We start from the raw sequence: 18,094 nt of genomic DNA, 5'->3' as shown, positions 1-18,094 counted from the left end.
ACTTACCCATTATCGTTGTTATCGTCATCCTCCATCATCTCATCATCAAAGCCATTGTAAATTGTTGCCGTATATGACACTTTTACCTCACCGTCAATCGTCGGAAAATGGAGACTGAAGCCTACAACCGGAATTTTGTTTTTCAGACCGGGCGTACCTCGTTCATCCAACCCATAAATCAACAAGAGACCTTTTTTCTCTTCTTTCCGTTCTCCCTTGATAGCCTCATTTGTCTTCAGATTGTTTCGCAATAAATCAACCTGCCTATCCCTAATATCATCAATTTGGTTTTTTGAGATCAGATAGTAATCACTGCCACGTTCTTGTTTTGGTTGATTACGAACATTGCATCCAAGGGTCAGCACCTCCCCTCCGAAGATCAAGTTATAAGTCATTACATCATTATTGGGCTCTCGTTTATCCAGTTGCGTATTCCCTTCGTAATCGATAAAAACTCTCTCTTCAGTATTGGCAACGACACAAATACTCCATTCGTTTATTGTCCCGCTTTCTGATTGTAGTCGTATATATTCACTGATGGCACCGTTTTTAATGTTGGGCTGATCTGTTTTGAACGCATCTATAAAATCACATATTGAATCCGGCGTCTGATCCCGATAAAGAAGATATTTTATCCTATCTTTTACTTTTATACGATGATGTTCTTCCGGAAATCCGATAGCTGCAATCAGATCCTTCAAGGCCTTGAAGTTGTTGTGGATGGCAGCTTCAGTCTTAAGTAGCTGATAGGTTTGCAGATTGCTACCCGAAAAGGAAATTTCTATATTTTCTGAGAAATGTAATTTAGCTAGGCTTGTTATTGTAAGCAGGCCGGTATGATTTCTAACCTTCAACCTGAAATCTCTGGGCCGGCGATGTGTTGCGGTCAATTCATCAAAATCGTTTCTCATCTCTTCCGTGGCCATAGTGATGTGATTAAACCACAAGAATATATCAGACGTAGTAAAAAGCCGGCATAGATCCACATAGCCGGGGCGATATCCGAACCAACGCCCCATCTGCATCAGAGAATCGTACATCCTAGTGGTCCGTATATAGTAACTGATAGAAAGCCCTTCCAGCGTAATTCCCCTCGAAAGCCGGCTTCCACCGACAGCGATGACCGATAAGCCGTTCTCATATAGCCCATAGTCGATTTCTTCGATATTGTGGTACTGAAGATTTGTTGTAGAGCGGGTTCCATGAACAGCCCGCACTTCGATTTTTGAAGCGGCTTTTTTAAGTTCAGCCCTCACGTCAACCCAGTGATGTTGCTCTAGCCGGCGATCTTTGTAATCCAGATTCTCCATAACATTCCGCGTTGTCGGGAGAAAATCAGTTTCATACAGACACCTGAGTTCATCAAGGAGAGCTTCATCTTCTGCCAGAATTGCATTTTTATACTCCTTCACTTTTTCATTAACCAAATATGCGACTTTGTCAATCCACTTCACGAGTAGTGCTACATGAACCAGCATCGAATTGTGCTTTTTTTCATGCCCACGGAGCCTCCGTATCGCACAGGTCAGTATGAAAGACTTAATCGCAGTTCCAAGGGTATCAGGAATATATTCGGGTAAATTGGCTTTATTTTCTTTGTTAATTGATTTAAAGAAGGGAGGATCGTAATCATCAATCGCTCTAAAAATTTCCAATGGCTCCTTCGTAAGCTCCGGAACAGGATTTTCGTAACCGAACATTTTCGCAGCACCAATGTAGTTCGTGGGAGCCTTTATATTAACAATGAAGTCACGCGGAAACAAATCTTCGCCAACCTTATACTCCCGGCCTTTTACCACCTCAGTAAGCGCATCATTATAGGTCTGTGATATGAACAAGTTCGCATATGGCGTAGCGGTATATCCAATAAATGTGCTTTGATTGAACATATTTAACAGGATCCGTATCAGCCGGTTGATTGCCTTCACGTCATTTATATCGCCTGACGTATTTACGGAGGCTGCATCCGCCTCATCGTCAATAATCAGTGCCGGAACGTCAAATAGTCTAGGGCTTCCCTCTACAGGCCGAACATTTTCGTTTTTGGCAAACCAATCTATAAGATTCTCAAGAATGCTTTTATTTTTTTTGATAACAAAAACCACCGGGTTTCTGCCGATTGGGATATTTAATTTATTCGCGACTGATTGGCTGAAGTCGCCTTCGTCCCCACTTTTGTAATAGGATGAGGTCAATGAGTATATATCAGTACTCACCTTATATTTCCCTACACCGATCACCCTATTTTCGCCCCGGTTATTTATAAAGGCGGAACTGCTCCTTCCTATATAGCCGGAATCGATTCTTTCCTGCGTTTGCCTCCTCAAGGAACTGATAGTGCCGGCAATTACGATAATTACCTTATAACCTGCATCGGTCGCCTTATTGATGAGTCCCACATAGTTAGATGTTTTACCGGACTGAACATGCCCTACCACCATACCACGCCTGTCCCATGCTCCGGGCTTTCTCGGGTTTACACACTTATCCAGTATTTTATTGGTGAAGTCATCCAGGTCACCTACTGGAAATGAAGGATCATTGTCTCTGATATTGAGTTTATACCTGTTCCATAATTCAAAGTTTATATTTGCCAACTCTTCATTCAGCCATGGCTCAACATCCTCGGATAAGATTGTTACTTCGCCTTTCCCGACGCTGAAATCGGCGCGTAATATTTCGAACAATTCACGCTCGTCGAACGTAAGTCCTTCTACGATGTTCATTGCGGAAACTTTCTTCACAGCAGTTTGTATCGACTCATCGGTAATATTTTCCGAACCGTGAGACAATAGCATATGGGCTACGGCTCTCGCCGTGTTTAAGAGGTCGCTCATTTCAGATACTCGTTTATCAGTGGAAATAAATTAAAAGGAGTGGAATTCATAATTTGTTGTCGCGCGAGGGGTTCGGGAATTTGCTGATATATATATATCTGATAGAGCTCGACAGCAAGGCTGATCAATGCGTCGGATGGCTGATCTGTATGTTTCTCAAGCTCGTGGTAACAAGGGTTTTCATTCTGATTGCCTAAAATAAGCTCGATGGGAACATTTTCTTCAAGCAATGCAAGTGCCTTACCTGCAAATAAAGTTTTTTCCGATAACAGCGATCTTATAACAGGATGTTTCCTGTTTATTTTATACCGCTTAATCCCTTCTCTATTGACTTCGTCTTTCCATAGCGGTTCATGTGTAATGTCCGGCGCTTCAGACAGCTGCTTCTGACCGCGCCAGTTATAAATTTTCGCTGATTTCGAAATAGCCACTTTTGCAATTCGGGCGAGTTCTCTTCTAATTTCGATAGGCGGACTCGCTGTGGACTTCTTGATATCGAGATTCCAATCAAAATCACCTGCGTTAGAGAAATTTACAGCAATTCGTGCCAGCTTGGAATAGTCTCTCTTCTTTTCCAGTCCCAGCCAATCTCCCGCAACCAGCAATCTATCCCCCCGATAGATATAAAATCCCTGCTGTTGGAACCACCCTAATGCACCGCCTGACTTTTCATACGACTCTTTACCCGTTTCGGACATGTGAGGCAAAATAAAATAGGTGATTTCTACGCCCCCAAATATTTCCGGCAAACCCATCTGAGGCTTTGGGGTGAGATTCAAAAGAAAGGGATTGAATGGCTGCAGCAGGTCGTCCTGAACAAAGATCTTCAAACGTCTGTTTTCTAAAAATTTATGAAAAACTAAGCTCAGGTGCTCACAAACATGCTGCATTTCCTGATAGAATGCGTTTTTTACGCTTTCGTTATTTTTATCTGCCTTTCCGACGATCCGATCGAGGTGTTCCCATAAGACCAGGGTCCCTGACTTTTGCTCATTTACTTCATTCAGGAATGAGCTGTCAGAAACAAAGTCCAGCAACTGCCATACATTACTATCGTTGATATAATCAATGTCCCAGCATCTCTTTAAGACCTTCTCACCTTCCTTTTTGGTGATGCAGGTGAGCCTTTTGCATTGTGAGAAAGAAGCTGTTTTTAGTCCTAACCCAAAGCGCCCCAGATCATTTTTACCTCGCTCCTCTTCAGGATCTTTACTCCCAGGCGTCATTGCATCGACCAGCTCCTTCTGATTCATTCCCTTCCCGTTATCACGCAAAGAGATGTACGATGCGCTTCCTTCCCACTTGAAATTGATGTGAACTTCAGTTGCCTCAGCCGATATACTATTGTCAAGTATATCAGCTATCGCTGTAGGTAGGTTATATCCAAAACTACGATAGGAATTTATGGTGGACTTTGGATTTGGCGTTACTGTTTCTGCTTTATATTCATGCATGGGCAACAGAAATTATACTCAGGTCACCGATTCAAGCACCGGTTTCAAAACTTTTGCAATCTCGTAAGCCATTAATGGCGGCACTGCATTCCCGATTTGCTTAAAAGCGGCAGTCCTGCTTCCCTTTTCCTTCACGCCTTCGAAATAGTAACTATCCGGAAAGGATTGCAAACGTGCTGCTTCGCGAACCGTCAGAGAGCGATTCTGCGTTATGTCAGGATGAATATAATAATGGCCATCCTTTGCTATATGCGCCACTACAGTCTGGGAGTAAGGGCAGTTGGCGGCTACAACTTTGAACCGATCGACGAAAGCATCCCTATTACTATGGGTTTTCAATTTCTCGGGCAATGAATTATAATCCAGTCGTTCAGAGTGATTATTCCATTTATCTACGACTATCTTGTAAATCTCTTTATCTTGCTGCGTGTGAGGACGAGCCACATGCTGGGTCAATTCCCTTAACCGCTCCCTGATACCGGAAGACCTGAGATATTTATCCGGCAGCCTCGCGTAATCCATGTACTTATCTTTACCCTCTCCTGCGTTTAAGGGAGGCAAATCTTTTAAAAGTGATTCGACATGATCGCCCTGGTTTAAACGTACGGCTTCAAGATCTGGTAATGTCGGAACAAAATCATCCTTCCAACCAATGATTATAATCCTCTTTCTATTCTGCAGTACGTTGAAATTGTTTGCTTCTACAGTGAAGACCTCTATCTTATATCCCTTTTTTTCGAAAAGCCTTTCCATGTTAGACAGGAAAATGCCCTTCTGTGCCGATTTCAATCCTAGTACATTCTCAAATACAAACATTTTAGGCTGATATGTTTCGAGATAACGTGCGTACTGAACATATAGATAATTTCGTGGGTCACCTTTCATCCCGTTTTCGCTTCTGGCTCTCCCAACAACTGAGTATGCCTGACAAGGAGGACCGCCGATTATTAAATCGACGTCTTTCTTTGATATATTTTTTTGATCAAGCTGATCATCTATGAGGGAATGTATTTTTGAATTACTTTCCCCACCAATAGGAAGATTAATGACACTGGAAAGTAAGTCCCGGGGAATATATCCATAAAGTTGCTCCCTCGTAATATCATTCCGGAGGTATGCCCTATATACACCGATGTTTTCAGTAGCCTTAAGGTAATGATAGGCAACGCGGGTCTTAAGAGTGTAGCAGGCTGCTTCATCCATTTCTACATGAACGATCGGCTCATAGCCAGCTCTAATAAAGCCATCTGATAAACCTCCCGCACCTGCAAAAAGATCGATATAATTCATGCCCGCGAAAATATAAACTTTTTTTCAAGATTTTCGCAGCAAAAGATATTTTATTTCTGCTTAACCAGTGTTGATCTGAGGTCGCCTAAGAGCGCCTTGAGAGTATGATCCAACGTAGCCTTCTTCAGGTCACACTCCCATATCACTATTGCCTTCCAGCCAAGGGCATGTAGCGCTGTCAACGCCTTTTCATCATTCGCTGTATTTCGGCTTAACTTACTTACCCACCACTCTGTGCGAGTCTTAGGAATGATAAAATACCGGCACCCTTCATGACCATGCCAGAAGCAGCCGTGAATGAATATCGCAGTCCGATACTTTGGAAGAACGATATCGGGGTTGCCTGGAAGCCTTCTGTCATGCACTCTATATCTGAAGCCATGCGAAAACAAGTACTTTCGGACAAGCATTTCAGGCTTGGTATCCTTACCCTTTATCTTGCTCATGTTGAAACTCCGGGTTTCCTTAGAATGCACATCAGCCATTTATCAAAGTTTACTACAAAAAAACTCGGCATCTCGCGGATTTATCATACTTGACTCGAGTTAGGCCGACAAGTAATGATACGCCGGTGTATATACAACAAAAATACCAAAATCAGCAATTTACAAACAATAACACATCTATGGGCACTCCGTGACTGTCCCCCAAAAAGCCCGCTCCATCGAGCGGGCCGGTATCTTAAAACGTTGGCGGCGGCGCGTCCAGGTCGGCATCCAGGAAGTTAGCGACCATCGGTACTACCACATCCGTTTGCTGCATCATACCGACATGCGTTGTTCCGGGTAGGATCGCCAGGCGCGACTTAGGCCGGCCTCCCATATCCCCCATCTTCCCCCCGCCTTTAGCGCGGAACAGCTCCAGGGCGTGTTCATATCGTACACCGTCGGCATCGCCGATGGCCATGAGTATTGGGGCTTTGATGTTCTTTACTTCATTGCTCCAGTCATAAGGCTTCGTGTCGACCCTGATGACTTTCTTTATGTAGGCATCGAAGCGTGCGGGATCATTACCCATGCTGTCATATTGCTGCTGAATGGGTGTGCCTTTAAACATATCTCCCGTAAAGGTGGCAAACACCGCCTCCACTTCAGGCCACCAGCCATCATGCGCATAGGTGCCGGATAAAATGACCAGCCTGCGCACCTGCTGCGGATGGCGAACCGCAACCTGGAAGGCAATGCCTCCGCCCATGCTGTAACCCAGTATGTCGGCACTGTCTACTTTCAGATGTTTAAGTAACCCGGATACATCATCGGCCATGCCTTCGTAGCTCAATTCGCGTTCGATATCTTTCGTACGGCCGTGCCCCTGCATTTCGGCCACGATCACCTGGCGGTCTTTTGCCAGCGAAGGGATCATATGCGCCCAGTTCAGCGGGATGTTCATGTACGAGCCGTGAATCATCACCAGCGGTTTGCCGCTACCATATACTTCGTAGTACATTTTCAGGCCATTCACATCCGCATAACCTGATTGAACGGGCTTAAGTTGTGTGCTATCTTTCATAGACAGTTCATGTTTTTTTGATGCTGGCTGACAGGCAGCGAATATGGCCAGTAAAGCGATGATTAAAAGCTTGTTCATATCGTGTGTTTTATAACACAAAGATCGCTGCTATACCTCGAACTGGTGGCGTGTCGGTACGACAATCCGCAGGGGTGAATGCGACACTACTCTGCCTTCTGGTAGCGAAATCCTATTACGACCTGCTCTGATCCACCCGCCGAGATTGCCTGGGTTGCCACATATCCCGATGCAGCATCATAGGTATTCGTTACGGTGTATTCTTCTACATCTGTAAAGGTTTCCGTCCCCCATATGTATTTAATACCTGCTATATTGTTCCTGCCACCTGGGAAAATCGGTGAATCAACAACAGCGGTGTTTAACAGGTGGCTTGCATACGGATTATGTTTAGCGATCCATTGCAAACCACTACGCCGGTTGTCGTAGGTAAAGCTATAGGTGGCGGTATTACTGTTCACACTATTAGTGGTAGGAGAAAAAGAGTATTCTACCGCTTTAAAGCTGGATAGATTACCGCCGCTGTAAATAATTTCTATGTAGTCTACACGCCTCCTGCCGGTGGACATTGTAATGGTATCTTTCGAACCGACTAAGGTAATACCATCATTGCCGACTTTAAAGGATAGACCGTTTTCAATTTCGAACGGTTCATCGTCATCCTCCGTATAAACGGTAAAGTCACGATTATTATAAACGAGTGTGTCTTTCCCCAACAGATCCCCATCCCGGGCGTCTATATGCTTTACACGTACACAACGACCGTTGGCGTCATACTCGAATTGACGATATTCCTCGTAACCGGCGGTGGTGTAATAACTATACAACCGGTCCAGTTGCTGATTACTATTGTAGGTGAAACTGTCGATCGGTTCGCCATCCTGGTGAATAGCCGTCAGCAGGTAGTTCGGTGCTGCTGGCTGATCGTTTTTGTCTTTTTTACAGGCTGATACGGTTACAAGTCCTGTGAGGGCTGCCAGGCCCAGTTTGCAAAACTGCAGATAAGTTGTTTTCATAGATGAATGTAGATGGATGCGCGTTGATTTTTAGCAGCGCAGGGTTTACGTTTTTTTAAGGAACAGATAGAAAATGTTTGGCTTTTGCTACCAAATCGCGGGCCAGGACGCTTGCAACGCCCTGGCCCTTGTGTCAACTTATCAACTAATGGCATACATTTGGTAATCAATACCAAAACCAATCTTATGAAAAAAATGTTGCTTGCATTAACGATCCTCGGACTGTTGTCGTCCTGTTACACACCCGGCACCGCGGGCAGAAGCGGCAAAGTACCTCCCGGACAAATGAAAAAGGCTACCGGTTCCAAATCGGCCAGGCCCTACGCACCCGGACAAAACAAGCATTAAAACTACTTCAATGCAGCCGATATCTGGGTGATCGCCTTCTGCGCTTTATCGTAATCATTAAAATCGAGTGTAACCTTGCCAGTGGCGCTGGCCAGCGAGTTCACATTCCTGCCAGAGCTAATCACTTCCTGGATGTACTTTAAAAGTAAATTGACGTATTGTCTGTTATAGCTTTTTTTGTCGGCTGCAGACCAGTTCTCATATACTTTCGGCAGTTCGGTGAAATCGATGGGGATGTTTGCGCCTGTGCTGCCGTAAGACGCCAGGTTTTTCAGCACCGCAAGGTCTGCATAAGCCTGTTTGATCGCACTGCTTTTGCAGATTTCCGGGTAGGCTGCCAGTTTTTCGATGAGGCGCATGTTCGCGGCGCTGCCAACTTCTGCCAGCGCGAACTGGTACTTTGCATCGATATTTTTACCGCCTGCAATTTCAAACAACCTGTCGAATCGTTTCCTGTAACCGTCGGCTATCGGCTTCGAAAAGCGGCTGGCAGGCTGGTTCTTTTCCAGGAAAGGGAGAAAATCCTGGTCCGTCATCGCAGCTGCGGTAAAAAGTCGCTCCGGCTGGTCGACCAGCGCGGGCGTAAAGAAGGTGAGCCATTTGGAATCGTAACTCATGCCGTAACCAATATCATTCGTTTTGGCGGTCACTACAAATTCGCTGATCACGCCTAGTAACTCCTGCTCATTATTGTAAAACTCCTTTAGTTTATTCATGATCTCCGTCCGTACGGTCATATTCTTCGGCGTGGGATCATAAAAGTATTCATACAGGTGATGCCATGCCTGCCCTTTCCGTGCCGGTGAGCCTTGCGGCAAGGGGGCACGCGCGAAATAATCTTTCATAAGGTTACTGACCATCGTATCCTGGATGGCAGTTCCCATACTCCGCTCCCAAAACCAAGCGACAGCGACGTGAAACGAATCGGGTATCACCTGCGTGATGTTATAGAGGCTCATGAAAAAAACGTCTTTGATAGTATCACGCTGGGCAGCTGTTTGCTTTTTATCGAAACTTCCCCAAACCAGATCAGCCACTTTCGAATTGGCTAGATCTATCAGGGGCTGAGGAGATTTTTGTATGGCCGCGGCCTGCGTATATAGGTTGATGATATCGCCCCATTGAATACTCGGATCCTGGTTCTTCAACTGTCTGACCGCCGCTGCGAGGTGGATAACCGCCCCGGAATAGCCTTTCTGCGCGGCCATATTTAACTGGGTGACTGCCTTAGTCGTAGCGCCCTTTGAGCCAGCATAGGCGAACGACCAGAAGATCATGCCTGCTGTATAGTGATCGGCAGCATTCATCGTGCTTTCTTTTCCGGCGAAAGTTGCGCTCATATAATCCGACAGCAATTTGCCATAACTCTTGACCGACTTAGACAGGGAGATAGCATGTTTGCCACCCACCCAGGTTTCCGTAAGATAATTGATCGTTTTCCTTTTCAGGGCCTCGTCGCCATTAGTCATGACCGTCTCAAAGTAAGGAATTGCCTTTTCCAGTTCACCGCGATCAAGTATGGCGCGGGCAGAATCATAAGCGGGTTGGGTAGTTTGAGCTGAAAGGGCGTGGCTGCATATTACAAAAAAGGCCAACAGGTGCATTCTCATATAATACACTAATAGTTATAGGTGATAGAATAATTAAAATTATGATTTTCTCTATTTACCCGAATACCTGATTTTGCGTATTACAGGTCACCGCAAAGCATGTTCTGGAATAAAATTTGCCAACCCATCTGTAAACCTCTCCCCTCCATGGAATGGCAAGAAATATTTCTAAAGGATTTTGACGGACAGGCGGCGGTTGAAATCCTCATTCGCACACTCGTTATGTTCGCCTTTGTGTTGCTGTTACTCCGCGCTTCGGGCAAAAAAGGCGTTCGGCAGCTCTCGATCTTCGAAGTGGCCATCATCATTGCCCTCGGTTCTGCCGCCGGCGACCCGATGTTCCATAAAGACGACGCCATCGTGCCTTCCCTGGTCGTGTTTGCGGTGATCCTTGGTTTTTACCGGCTGCTTACCTGGCTGGCCGCCAAGTACGAAAAGTTTGAAAGTGTGTTGGAAGGCGACCCGGTAGTGATCATCGAAAACGGGGAAATTGTACTGAATAACAAAGGCAAATCTACCTTCGCCAAAGATGAATTTTTCGCAGAGATGCGGGGTAAAGGCATTGAACATATGGGACAGGTACGCCTCGGCATCCTGGAAACCAATGGTACGGTGAGTTTCTTTTTCTTCCCGGATGAAGAGGTGTTGCCAGGTTTGCCGGTACTGCCACCTACTCATTACGAGGAATGCGCCGAAGTGCCCAGGGATGGAGAGTACTCCTGCTGCTATTGCGGCGGAACAGAACGCCTTACTGCCGGCAAACATACTTGCAAACGTTGTGAACAGAAACGCTGGGTGAAGTCGCTCACCAGCAAACGTATTACCTGATCGCGCACTATTGCACCACCGGAAACACCACGCTGATCTTGGCACCCTTACTTCCGTCCACCATCAACTCCCCTTCGAGGTCGCGGGCGAGTCCGTCCATCAGGCTCATGCCGAGTGAATTACCGCCGTTTCCTGGCTGAAACCCGATGCCGTTATCGGCTATCGTCAGCAGTAACGTGCTTCCCTCCTGCTTCAACGACACGTCAATCGTGCCTTCATGGTTATCCGGGAATGCGTACTTAAAAGCGTTCGTAATCGACTCATTGAGGATAAGCCCCACCGGCAGGGCGCGTTTCACGTCCATCATGATGGGATCCACCGCCAGGTCGATCCTGATATTTTCCGGCATATCCACCGACTCGCGCAGGCATTCGACCAGCTCGTTAACATATAGCGGCATGTCTACCAGGGCCATGTTATCGGATTGATACAGCTTTTTGTGGATGAGGGATATGGCGTTCAGGCGGCGCTGGCTATCGCGGATAGCGGCGATGGCGCGATCGTCCTGCAGGTAGAACGACTGTATATTCAGTAAACTCATCACCACCTGTAGATTATTTTTCACGCGATGATGCACTTCTTTGAGCAGCCATTCTTTTTCGTTCACCAGTTTACTAAGTGCCACATTATTACCTGTGATCACATCCCGCTGTAACTGCAGCTCACGGTTGTTACGTTGTTTTAGCAAAAAACGGTTGTATCCAAGGGAAAGCAATAGCAATAGCAGTACTGCGCCCAGGATAAGCGCATTACGGGCGTTGCGGGTTTGTTCGAGTACCGTATGTTGCAGACTGGCTTCTTTGTTTAACGCCCGTATACGTTCCTCCTTATTTTTAAGCGAGTCACCCCGCTGGCGGGCTTCGAGCTGGGCTTGCTGATTGTTCCGTTTGTTGAGCAGATCGCGCTGCCGGGCTGCCACGTCTCTTTGCTCCAGCAACTCTTCCCGCATAAAATTCTGTTGGGTAAGCAAGGCTACCTGCTGCGCGCGTTGCTGTAACTGCTGGTCTTTTTGCGCTGTTTCATACTTCATCTGCAGCTCTTCCAGCTGGGCCCATCTTTCAATTCCGTAGATAGAATCGCGCAGCGCCTGGTGTTTATGGGAACGGCCCATGGCGGAGAGGTATCGCCCCTGCAACGAATCGATGCGATAGAACAACTGCTGCATGTCGATTTGCACCTCCAGTCTTACCTGCCCATTGTGTAACTTTTCGATCCGTTGGAGATAGGCCAGCGCGGAATCGTACCTGCCCGCATCATATAACGAACGGGCCAGGCGGATATACAAGTCGGACGGCCCTGTGGCACGGCCCCATACTTTCAGGTCCATCAGCTGCTCCGATTTCTTGTAATGCTGTAGTGCAGTAAGCGTATCCTTCAGCCGGAGATAAAAATCGCCCATGTACATATTCGCCGTTACCAGCTGGTGATCGTAGGTAAACAGCAGTTTATCTTTCATTCCCTGCGAAAGATACGCGATCGCCTGCCGCGTTTGCCCGCGATGGTCGATCAACTGCGCACCCACAACTGCATATTTATAGTTAGCCGGGCGGATGTTAAGTGGATCGCTGCCACCAAACATATTATTCAGCTCCTGGAACGCCCGTCCACGCAAACCAAATGTTTGATATACTTCCGCCACGTAGTAATACAATCGTTCCAGGTCTCCCGCTGCACCGGCTTCATAGCGGCTTTGCTGTGCAGCCCTCGCTGCCTGTAACGCTTTGTACACATCTGCTTTAATAATATAGAAACGACAAAGCCATTCGTATACGGAGAATCGGTCCTTTATCCCATTCGTTCTCAAGATGCGCTCCGCCTCCAGCAACTTCTGCTCTGCTTCATTCATCCTTCCGAATGTTATGTCGCTCCGCCCCAGATCGGCCAGCGTGGTGGCATACTGGCGCTTGTCACCCAGGCGCTCACTGAGGGATAACATATTTTTAAGCACCTCCTCTTTCGTATAAACCTTCAGTGAGTTTTCTGTCATGTAAAAGTTGAGCGCCGTCCAGCAAGACAATTCGTCGGCCAGGTTCTTTTGCTGCCGGTGAAAGCGGATCATGTTCGTATAACATTCCGCCATTTTATCCCATTCTGCCAATTCTATGTGATACGATGCCAGGTAAAACTCGGCGTCGTTCGATAAAAAAGGATGCTGATTACGTATAGCGTCTTCCTTCATCATCTTCGCGAACATCAGAGCGCTGTCCAGTTGCCTGCGATCGAGTACGCGGTAGAAAAGATATTTTAATGTCGTGTTCCTTTTAAGAAACGTTTGTTCTGGCAGCAATTTCACTAACCAATCATCGTCTTTGGCTTCATATGCCAACTGGTAGGCCAGCTGCGAACATCGGGCCTGCCCTGGCTTGTAGCCGGACTTTCGGCTGAGTTCCGCAGCGCGGTGCAATATTGGACGGGCGGCGTTCAGGTCTGCAGGCAGTTCTCCCCGCTTTAAAATCAGCTTCCCGGCCTGACTTATGAGCTGCCGGATGACAATAGAATCGGGTGGTTGTTGGCCGTAAACCGTTGTTTGAAGGCAAAGGAGTACAAAAATGGAAAGGAGCAGTCGCATAAGCATAAAGATATAAATATCCCATGGCAGGTTTACTGAAGCCAGGGTTGCACTAAACACGGAAGTAGTAGGCAATATCATCGGCACGCGCGGTCACACATAAATATAATTTACCCTATATTTGCCGCACATCAACCTACCCTTAGCCATGAAATTCAGACTGTTGTTCGTTTTTGCCGGCCTTACACTTACGGCCAGCGCACAAAGAGCACCTAAATACACTCCAAAACACTTTGTAACAAAGGCCGATGCCACAACCTTTAAACCGACAGGCCCTTTAAAGAATGGCACTACTAAATCTTACATAGAGACCCGCATTGCCTACTTCGATGTGGACGATAACAACACCACTGCCATAAAGGGGGGCGGTAACGCCCTGGTTTACTTCGAAAGCGAGGTGAAAGGCGGTAAAAGGAACGGCATCACAAGGCAGTACCTGATCGACTCGCTCGATCACCAGAAGTTGTACCTGCTTGCAGAACAAACTTATAAGAACGATAAGCTGAACGGCACCTGGAAGTACTATAATCTCAAGGGTACGGTAGTCAGGCTGCAGACTTTTAAGGATGATAGTCTGCACGGCCTTAGCAGGGACTATTGGATCGATGGCGTTAAAGTTATGAATGAATTTGAGTTCTTCAACGGCCGTGGCAAATACATCGAACGCGGTTTTCATAAAAACGGTAATGTGTCGGAGGAAGTAACGTTTATCAACGGCATCCAGGAAGGCGAAATGAAAATCTATTATGAAACCGGTGTGTTACAGGACCAGTTTAACGTAAAGAACGGCAAACGCGACGGCCTCCGCACCTACTACTATCCGAATGGTAAACCTTGGATACAGGTTATCTTCAAAGATGGTAACCAGTGGACTGTAGTCGCCAATTACGACAGCAAAGGCAACAAACGCAACGCCGGCACCCTGAAAGACGGCGATGGGACGTTAATCATGTACGACGACGATACCACCGTGCGCGAAACGGTGACCTTCAAAGGCGGCCAACCGCAACAATAATATTTTAAAAAGAGAGTGGCGTAAACCACTCTCTTTTTGTTTACCAGGGAATTTCTCCCGTTTGCGGATTTGTTTCTTCGCTAAAGAACCTACCTGCCGGGGAATTTTGCCGGCTTCGGAAAAGTACGCGTCTTTGGCGAGCGTTAGTTCGGTGGCCCGTTGAGTAATCAGATCGATTTGATCTTTGGTCAGTTTGCCGAAATGAAGGATGTAGGCGATTAATTCATTCATGGTAAGTGCAAGATTAAGCAATTCCATGGTGAAGTTTATCGGATGTGTTTGTAAAGCGGAGCCGGCGATCCCCAAAATTAATCGGTCCCCTTGCAAACAATTTTAAATTATTTGCTGTGATAACCGGATACAGGCTCTATCAATAAGAAAATGGCCCCTGCAACAATTGTTCAGGGGCCATGGTATTTTAATTAGTCAAGTACAAGTAGTTCCACGTTACTCTCTTTCTCATACAGATGCAGCGGGCTGCCGTCCGGATGATCGGTTACTACCCGCAACAATGACGGTTCTTTATTATACAGCGGCATTTCGAGATACACAACATCCTCTTCGTTTTTTAAAGAAAACGGTACGCCCGCGCGTCGGTCGATAAAAACCACCTGGTTATTAAACCTTATGCGGCTGGCATCAGCCAGGTTGTAAAAGATGCGGCTGTACAATAACTTGTAAAGTTCCTGTATTTGCATGGTTTACGTTTTAGTGAAGAAACTACCACCTGCGGCCGTAGTCGGAACGCTCACGTTCGCGCTGCGGCTTAGCCTCGTTCACAACGATATTGCGACCGTCGATCACGCTGCCGTTAAGTTCGCTGATGGCTTTACGGCCGGCATTATCATCCGGCATTTCCAGGAACGCAAAACCCCTGCTTTCGCCGGTGAATTTGTCGTTGATGACTTTAGCGGAAGAAACTTCGCCGTAATCGGAAAAATGTTTTGTAAGGTCTTGAGAATTAACAAGCCTGGTAAGATTGGCTACATAAATGTTCATAAAAATGATATAAAAAAATGAAGAATGATCTGAGTAAAAAGCAAAAAAGAAAAGGAAGTAAACGAATGGGGAAGGAATATTTCCAGTAATGATGTGCTGAAGGCTCAAATGATGTCCTTCTAAAGGTAGTCTTATTAATTGATAATGTTGATTTTATTTTTATCACAGGAAAAAACCGCCCGACATATATTCATGAGAACTAAACACCGGTTTTGTACTTTCACGCTATTCCACACCACGACACATGAAAAAATACATCTTACTGATTCTCCTCACCTCCCTAACCTTTCGAGCAACCAGTCAATCTATTAAACGACTCGCCACCGCGTTCCTCAATACGCTCGATTCCGCCCAACGCGCAGCCACCATCTTCCCGTTCGACAATGCTGAACGTTTTAACTGGCACTTTGTGCCGCGCGAGCGAAAAGGCCTGCCGTTAAAAGCGATGACAGACAATCAACGCGCGAAAGCGTACCAGCTGCTGAAAGCCTGCATGAGCAGCACCGGCTACAAAAAAGCGACTACTATCGTTGAACAGGAAATCATTCTCCGCGCACTGGAAGGCCGTGGCGATAACGATACCTACCGCGATCCGGGTAAATATTACTTTTCCATCTTTGGCGACCTTAAAGGCCCGAAGCCCTGGGGATGGCGGATGGAAGGGCATCATCTGGCACTGAACTTCACATCCGCAGGAGAAAATACGTTCGCGGTAACGCCTGCGTTCATGGGTGCCAACCCGGCGATTGTGCCGGACGGACCTAAAAAAGGACAACAAATATTAAAGCAGGAAAGCCAGCTGGCCTTCGACTTGCTTGAAGGTCTGGATGAAAAACAACTAGCCACGGCGGTTGTTGCAGACAAAGCCCCGGCAGACATCATCACGGGCAATAAAAGGAAGGCCTGGCTGCAGGATCCTCCCGGACTCAGTTACAGGCAATTGCAACCCGCGCAGCAAGCGCAATTGAAACGGTTACTCGCCGCGTATATCGACCGCTATACGAAACTGATGGCGGATATACTTTGGAAAGAGATAGGCGATGCAGGCTGGGAGCAGTTGCATTTTGCCTGGGCTGGCGGTAAAACCTGGGGCAGCGGGCATTATTACCGCATCCAGGGGCCTACGTTTCTTATCGAGTATGATAATACGCAGAACAATGGTAATCACGTACATACCAGTTTTCGCGACCTGAAAAATGACTTCGGGGAGGATATGCTCGGGGCACATTACGAAAAGGCTCACCAGTAGCCGTTCATATAATTTAACGCGCACCCATACCGCAAAAGACGGTTATGCCGCTAAAAATAGTAATTTGTGCGTTACAACGCCGGCTATGCCGGTAAAGCATTTCTTCATTTTTCAAACGGATTAATCAATGAGCAAAGGAATTGTGACTATTCTGGGTAGCTTCATGTTTATGATTCCCTCCGCATGCCTCCATGCGCAACAGGCCCCCTCTGTCGAAACTAAAAAGCCAAACTCCGCGTATACGCCTGCTTTCAAAGGCCAAACGCGCATCGCTGCCGTGGCCACCAAAAGCGCGTATGATACCAAGGTGCTTACTACTTCATTGGAGCGCCCCTGGGGTATTGCTGCGCTGCCGGACGGCCGCTTCCTCGTAACAGAGAAGGCAGGTAATATCCGCATTGTATCTGCCAATGGCGATATCAGCGAACCAGTTGCGGGCGTACCGAAGGTGGATGATGACGGCCAGGGCGGCTTGCTCGGCATCTGCATCGATCCGGCTTTCGCAAAAACAAGAATGGTGTACTGGGCTTTTTCTGAACCGGTGGGCGAAGAGAACGTAACCTCCGTAGCAAAAGGCAAACTCTCTGCCGATGGCAAACGTCTCGAAGGCGTAACGGTGATTTACCAGGCGAAACCTTTTCATAATGGCGACCTCCACTTCGGTGGCCGCGTACTCATCGGCAAGGACGGCAACCTGTACCTCAGCACAGGCGAACGTTCCGATATGAAAACACGCCCGCAGGCGCAGGACCTCAACTCCGGCCTGGGCAAGATCATTCGCATCACTACTGATGGTAAACCCGCCGCCAATAATCCTTTTGCAGGTAAAGCGGGTGCAAGACCGGAAATCTATACTTACGGGCATCGTAACGTACAGGGCATCGCCTTCCACCCGGTTACCGGTGAGTTGTGGGATTCCGAGTTCGGACCAAGAGGTGGCGATGAGATCAACCGCATCGTACCAGGTAAAAACTATGGCTGGCCTACGATCACTTACGGTATCGAATACTCCGGCGGTAAAATTGGCGGCGCTATCCAACAGAAAGAAGGAATGGAACAACCCGTGTACTACTGGGACCCGGTAATTTCTCCGAGCGGTATGACGTTCTACGACGGCCGCCAGATCGCAGAATGGAAGAACAACCTGTTCGTTTCTTCGCTCAGCGGCATGCACATATGCCGCTTAGTGATCGAGAATAATAAGGTTGTTGGCGAAGAGCGGTTACTCGTGTCAGAAAAACAACGCTTCCGCGATATCACTGAAGGATCGGATGGCGCATTGTATGCTGTCACCGACTTTGGTAAGCTATATCGCATCGGCAAAAAGTAAATAAACGGCCCGCTCCACACAG

General features: G+C 47.0%; 16 protein-coding genes. 5 read left to right on the top strand and 11 right to left on the bottom strand.

Features of this window, described 5'->3' with window-relative positions:
* Positions 1–2: 2 nt before the first annotated feature.
* From MKQ68_RS07600 to MKQ68_RS07575, 6 genes are all read right to left on the bottom strand, one after another.
* The gene (locus MKQ68_RS07600) at positions 3–2,837 is read right to left on the bottom strand and encodes a Z1 domain-containing protein (protein WP_264282768.1); all 2,835 of its coding nucleotides are present in this window, start codon (positions 2,835–2,837) and stop codon (positions 3–5) included.
* Positions 2,834–4,291: an ATP-binding protein gene (locus MKQ68_RS07595; RefSeq protein WP_264282767.1), complete on the bottom strand. Its 1,458-nt coding sequence runs from the start codon at positions 4,289–4,291 to the stop codon at positions 2,834–2,836. Before MKQ68_RS07595 ends, MKQ68_RS07600 begins: the two co-directional genes overlap by 4 nt.
* Before the next feature lie 18 nt (positions 4,292–4,309).
* Complete coding sequence (locus tag MKQ68_RS07590) at positions 4,310–5,581, bottom strand: DNA cytosine methyltransferase (protein WP_264282766.1); 1,272 nt, start codon at positions 5,579–5,581, stop codon at positions 4,310–4,312.
* Positions 5,582–5,631: 50 nt separating this feature from the next.
* Positions 5,632–6,066 (bottom strand): very short patch repair endonuclease, encoded by a 435-nt coding sequence (locus MKQ68_RS07585; RefSeq protein WP_264282765.1) that lies wholly within the window; start codon positions 6,064–6,066, stop codon positions 5,632–5,634.
* Positions 6,067–6,262: 196 nt separating this feature from the next.
* Positions 6,263–7,168 carry an alpha/beta fold hydrolase gene (locus MKQ68_RS07580; RefSeq protein ID WP_264282764.1) on the bottom strand — a complete coding sequence of 302 codons (906 nt, stop codon included), beginning with the start codon at positions 7,166–7,168 and terminating at the stop codon, positions 6,263–6,265.
* An 86-nt stretch (positions 7,169–7,254) separates the two neighbouring features.
* A complete protein-coding gene (locus MKQ68_RS07575) occupies positions 7,255–8,124 on the bottom strand; it encodes a hypothetical protein (protein ID WP_264282763.1) in 870 nt (289 codons plus the stop codon).
* A gap of 186 nt (positions 8,125–8,310) precedes the next feature.
* Between MKQ68_RS07575 and MKQ68_RS07570 the strand changes: the two genes are divergently transcribed.
* Positions 8,311–8,472: a hypothetical protein gene (locus MKQ68_RS07570; RefSeq protein WP_264282762.1), complete on the top strand. Its 162-nt coding sequence runs from the start codon at positions 8,311–8,313 to the stop codon at positions 8,470–8,472.
* Between the two features lie 2 nt (positions 8,473–8,474).
* Here the strand turns inward: MKQ68_RS07570 and MKQ68_RS07565 are convergent, their stop codons facing one another.
* The gene (locus tag MKQ68_RS07565) at positions 8,475–10,082 is read right to left on the bottom strand and encodes a hypothetical protein (protein WP_264282761.1); all 1,608 of its coding nucleotides are present in this window, start codon (positions 10,080–10,082) and stop codon (positions 8,475–8,477) included.
* Between the two features lie 147 nt (positions 10,083–10,229).
* Between MKQ68_RS07565 and MKQ68_RS07560 the strand changes: the two genes are divergently transcribed.
* On the top strand, positions 10,230–10,910 hold the full coding sequence (locus MKQ68_RS07560) for a DUF421 domain-containing protein (RefSeq protein WP_264282760.1): 681 nt from the start codon (positions 10,230–10,232) through the stop codon (positions 10,908–10,910).
* Positions 10,911–10,917: 7 nt separating this feature from the next.
* On the opposite strand, the gene MKQ68_RS07555 is transcribed toward MKQ68_RS07560, so the two are convergent.
* Positions 10,918–13,479, bottom strand: coding sequence for a tetratricopeptide repeat-containing sensor histidine kinase (locus tag MKQ68_RS07555; protein WP_264282759.1), 2,562 nt, complete (start codon positions 13,477–13,479; stop codon positions 10,918–10,920).
* Positions 13,480–13,627: 148 nt separating this feature from the next.
* Between MKQ68_RS07555 and MKQ68_RS07550 the strand changes: the two genes are divergently transcribed.
* On the top strand, positions 13,628–14,494 hold the full coding sequence (locus tag MKQ68_RS07550) for a toxin-antitoxin system YwqK family antitoxin (protein WP_264282758.1): 867 nt from the start codon (positions 13,628–13,630) through the stop codon (positions 14,492–14,494).
* Here the strand turns inward: MKQ68_RS07550 and MKQ68_RS07545 are convergent.
* The 3 genes from MKQ68_RS07545 to rbp all read right to left on the bottom strand — a co-directional run bounded on the left by MKQ68_RS07545 (position 14,423) and on the right by rbp (position 15,493).
* Positions 14,423–14,725, bottom strand: a complete 303-nt coding sequence (locus MKQ68_RS07545; protein WP_264282757.1) for a hypothetical protein — start codon at positions 14,723–14,725, stop codon at positions 14,423–14,425. The genes MKQ68_RS07550 and MKQ68_RS07545 overlap by 72 nt on opposite strands.
* Positions 14,726–14,916: 191 nt before the next feature.
* Complete coding sequence (locus tag MKQ68_RS07540) at positions 14,917–15,192, bottom strand: hypothetical protein (protein WP_264282756.1); 276 nt, start codon at positions 15,190–15,192, stop codon at positions 14,917–14,919.
* Positions 15,193–15,214: 22 nt separating this feature from the next.
* A complete protein-coding gene (gene rbp, locus MKQ68_RS07535) occupies positions 15,215–15,493 on the bottom strand; it encodes an RNA-binding regulator (protein ID WP_264282755.1) in 279 nt (92 codons plus the stop codon).
* Positions 15,494–15,737: 244 nt separating this feature from the next.
* On the opposite strand from rbp, the gene MKQ68_RS07530 reads away from it, so the two are divergent.
* Both MKQ68_RS07530 and MKQ68_RS07525 read left to right on the top strand, forming a co-directional pair.
* Positions 15,738–16,742: a DUF3500 domain-containing protein gene (locus MKQ68_RS07530; RefSeq protein ID WP_264282754.1), complete on the top strand. Its 1,005-nt coding sequence runs from the start codon at positions 15,738–15,740 to the stop codon at positions 16,740–16,742.
* A gap of 127 nt (positions 16,743–16,869) precedes the next feature.
* Positions 16,870–18,072, top strand: coding sequence for a PQQ-dependent sugar dehydrogenase (locus tag MKQ68_RS07525; RefSeq protein ID WP_264282753.1), 1,203 nt, complete (start codon positions 16,870–16,872; stop codon positions 18,070–18,072).
* Positions 18,073–18,094: the final 22 nt, after the last annotated feature.

The sequence above is a fragment of the Chitinophaga horti genome (assembly GCF_022867795.2).
Taxonomy (GTDB): domain Bacteria; phylum Bacteroidota; class Bacteroidia; order Chitinophagales; family Chitinophagaceae; genus Chitinophaga; species Chitinophaga horti.
This window is presented reverse-complemented; position numbering and strand designations above follow the sequence as displayed.

Excerpts from the sequence above, each read along its gene's own strand:
- MKQ68_RS07575 (WP_264282763.1), bottom strand. The coding sequence starts at position 8,124 with ATGAAAACAACTTATCTGCAGTTTTGCAAACTGGGCCTGGCAGCCCTC.
- MKQ68_RS07600 (WP_264282768.1), bottom strand. The coding sequence starts at position 2,837 with ATGAGCGACCTCTTAAACACGGCGAGAGCCGTAGCCCATATGCTATTG.
- MKQ68_RS07590 (WP_264282766.1), bottom strand. The coding sequence starts at position 5,581 with ATGAATTATATCGATCTTTTTGCAGGTGCGGGAGGTTTATCAGATGGC.
- rbp (WP_264282755.1), bottom strand. The coding sequence starts at position 15,493 with ATGAACATTTATGTAGCCAATCTTACCAGGCTTGTTAATTCTCAAGAC.
- MKQ68_RS07570 (WP_264282762.1), top strand. The coding sequence starts at position 8,311 with ATGAAAAAAATGTTGCTTGCATTAACGATCCTCGGACTGTTGTCGTCC.
- MKQ68_RS07530 (WP_264282754.1), top strand. The coding sequence starts at position 15,738 with ATGAAAAAATACATCTTACTGATTCTCCTCACCTCCCTAACCTTTCGA.
- MKQ68_RS07525 (WP_264282753.1), top strand. The coding sequence starts at position 16,870 with ATGAGCAAAGGAATTGTGACTATTCTGGGTAGCTTCATGTTTATGATT.
- MKQ68_RS07595 (WP_264282767.1), bottom strand. The coding sequence starts at position 4,291 with ATGCATGAATATAAAGCAGAAACAGTAACGCCAAATCCAAAGTCCACC.
- MKQ68_RS07585 (WP_264282765.1), bottom strand. The coding sequence starts at position 6,066 with ATGGCTGATGTGCATTCTAAGGAAACCCGGAGTTTCAACATGAGCAAG.
- MKQ68_RS07555 (WP_264282759.1), bottom strand. The coding sequence starts at position 13,479 with ATGCGACTGCTCCTTTCCATTTTTGTACTCCTTTGCCTTCAAACAACG.
- MKQ68_RS07540 (WP_264282756.1), bottom strand. The coding sequence starts at position 15,192 with ATGCAAATACAGGAACTTTACAAGTTATTGTACAGCCGCATCTTTTAC.
- MKQ68_RS07580 (WP_264282764.1), bottom strand. The coding sequence starts at position 7,168 with ATGAACAAGCTTTTAATCATCGCTTTACTGGCCATATTCGCTGCCTGT.
- MKQ68_RS07550 (WP_264282758.1), top strand. The coding sequence starts at position 13,628 with ATGAAATTCAGACTGTTGTTCGTTTTTGCCGGCCTTACACTTACGGCC.
- MKQ68_RS07565 (WP_264282761.1), bottom strand. The coding sequence starts at position 10,082 with ATGAGAATGCACCTGTTGGCCTTTTTTGTAATATGCAGCCACGCCCTT.
- MKQ68_RS07560 (WP_264282760.1), top strand. The coding sequence starts at position 10,230 with ATGGAATGGCAAGAAATATTTCTAAAGGATTTTGACGGACAGGCGGCG.
- MKQ68_RS07545 (WP_264282757.1), bottom strand. The coding sequence starts at position 14,725 with ATGAATGAATTAATCGCCTACATCCTTCATTTCGGCAAACTGACCAAA.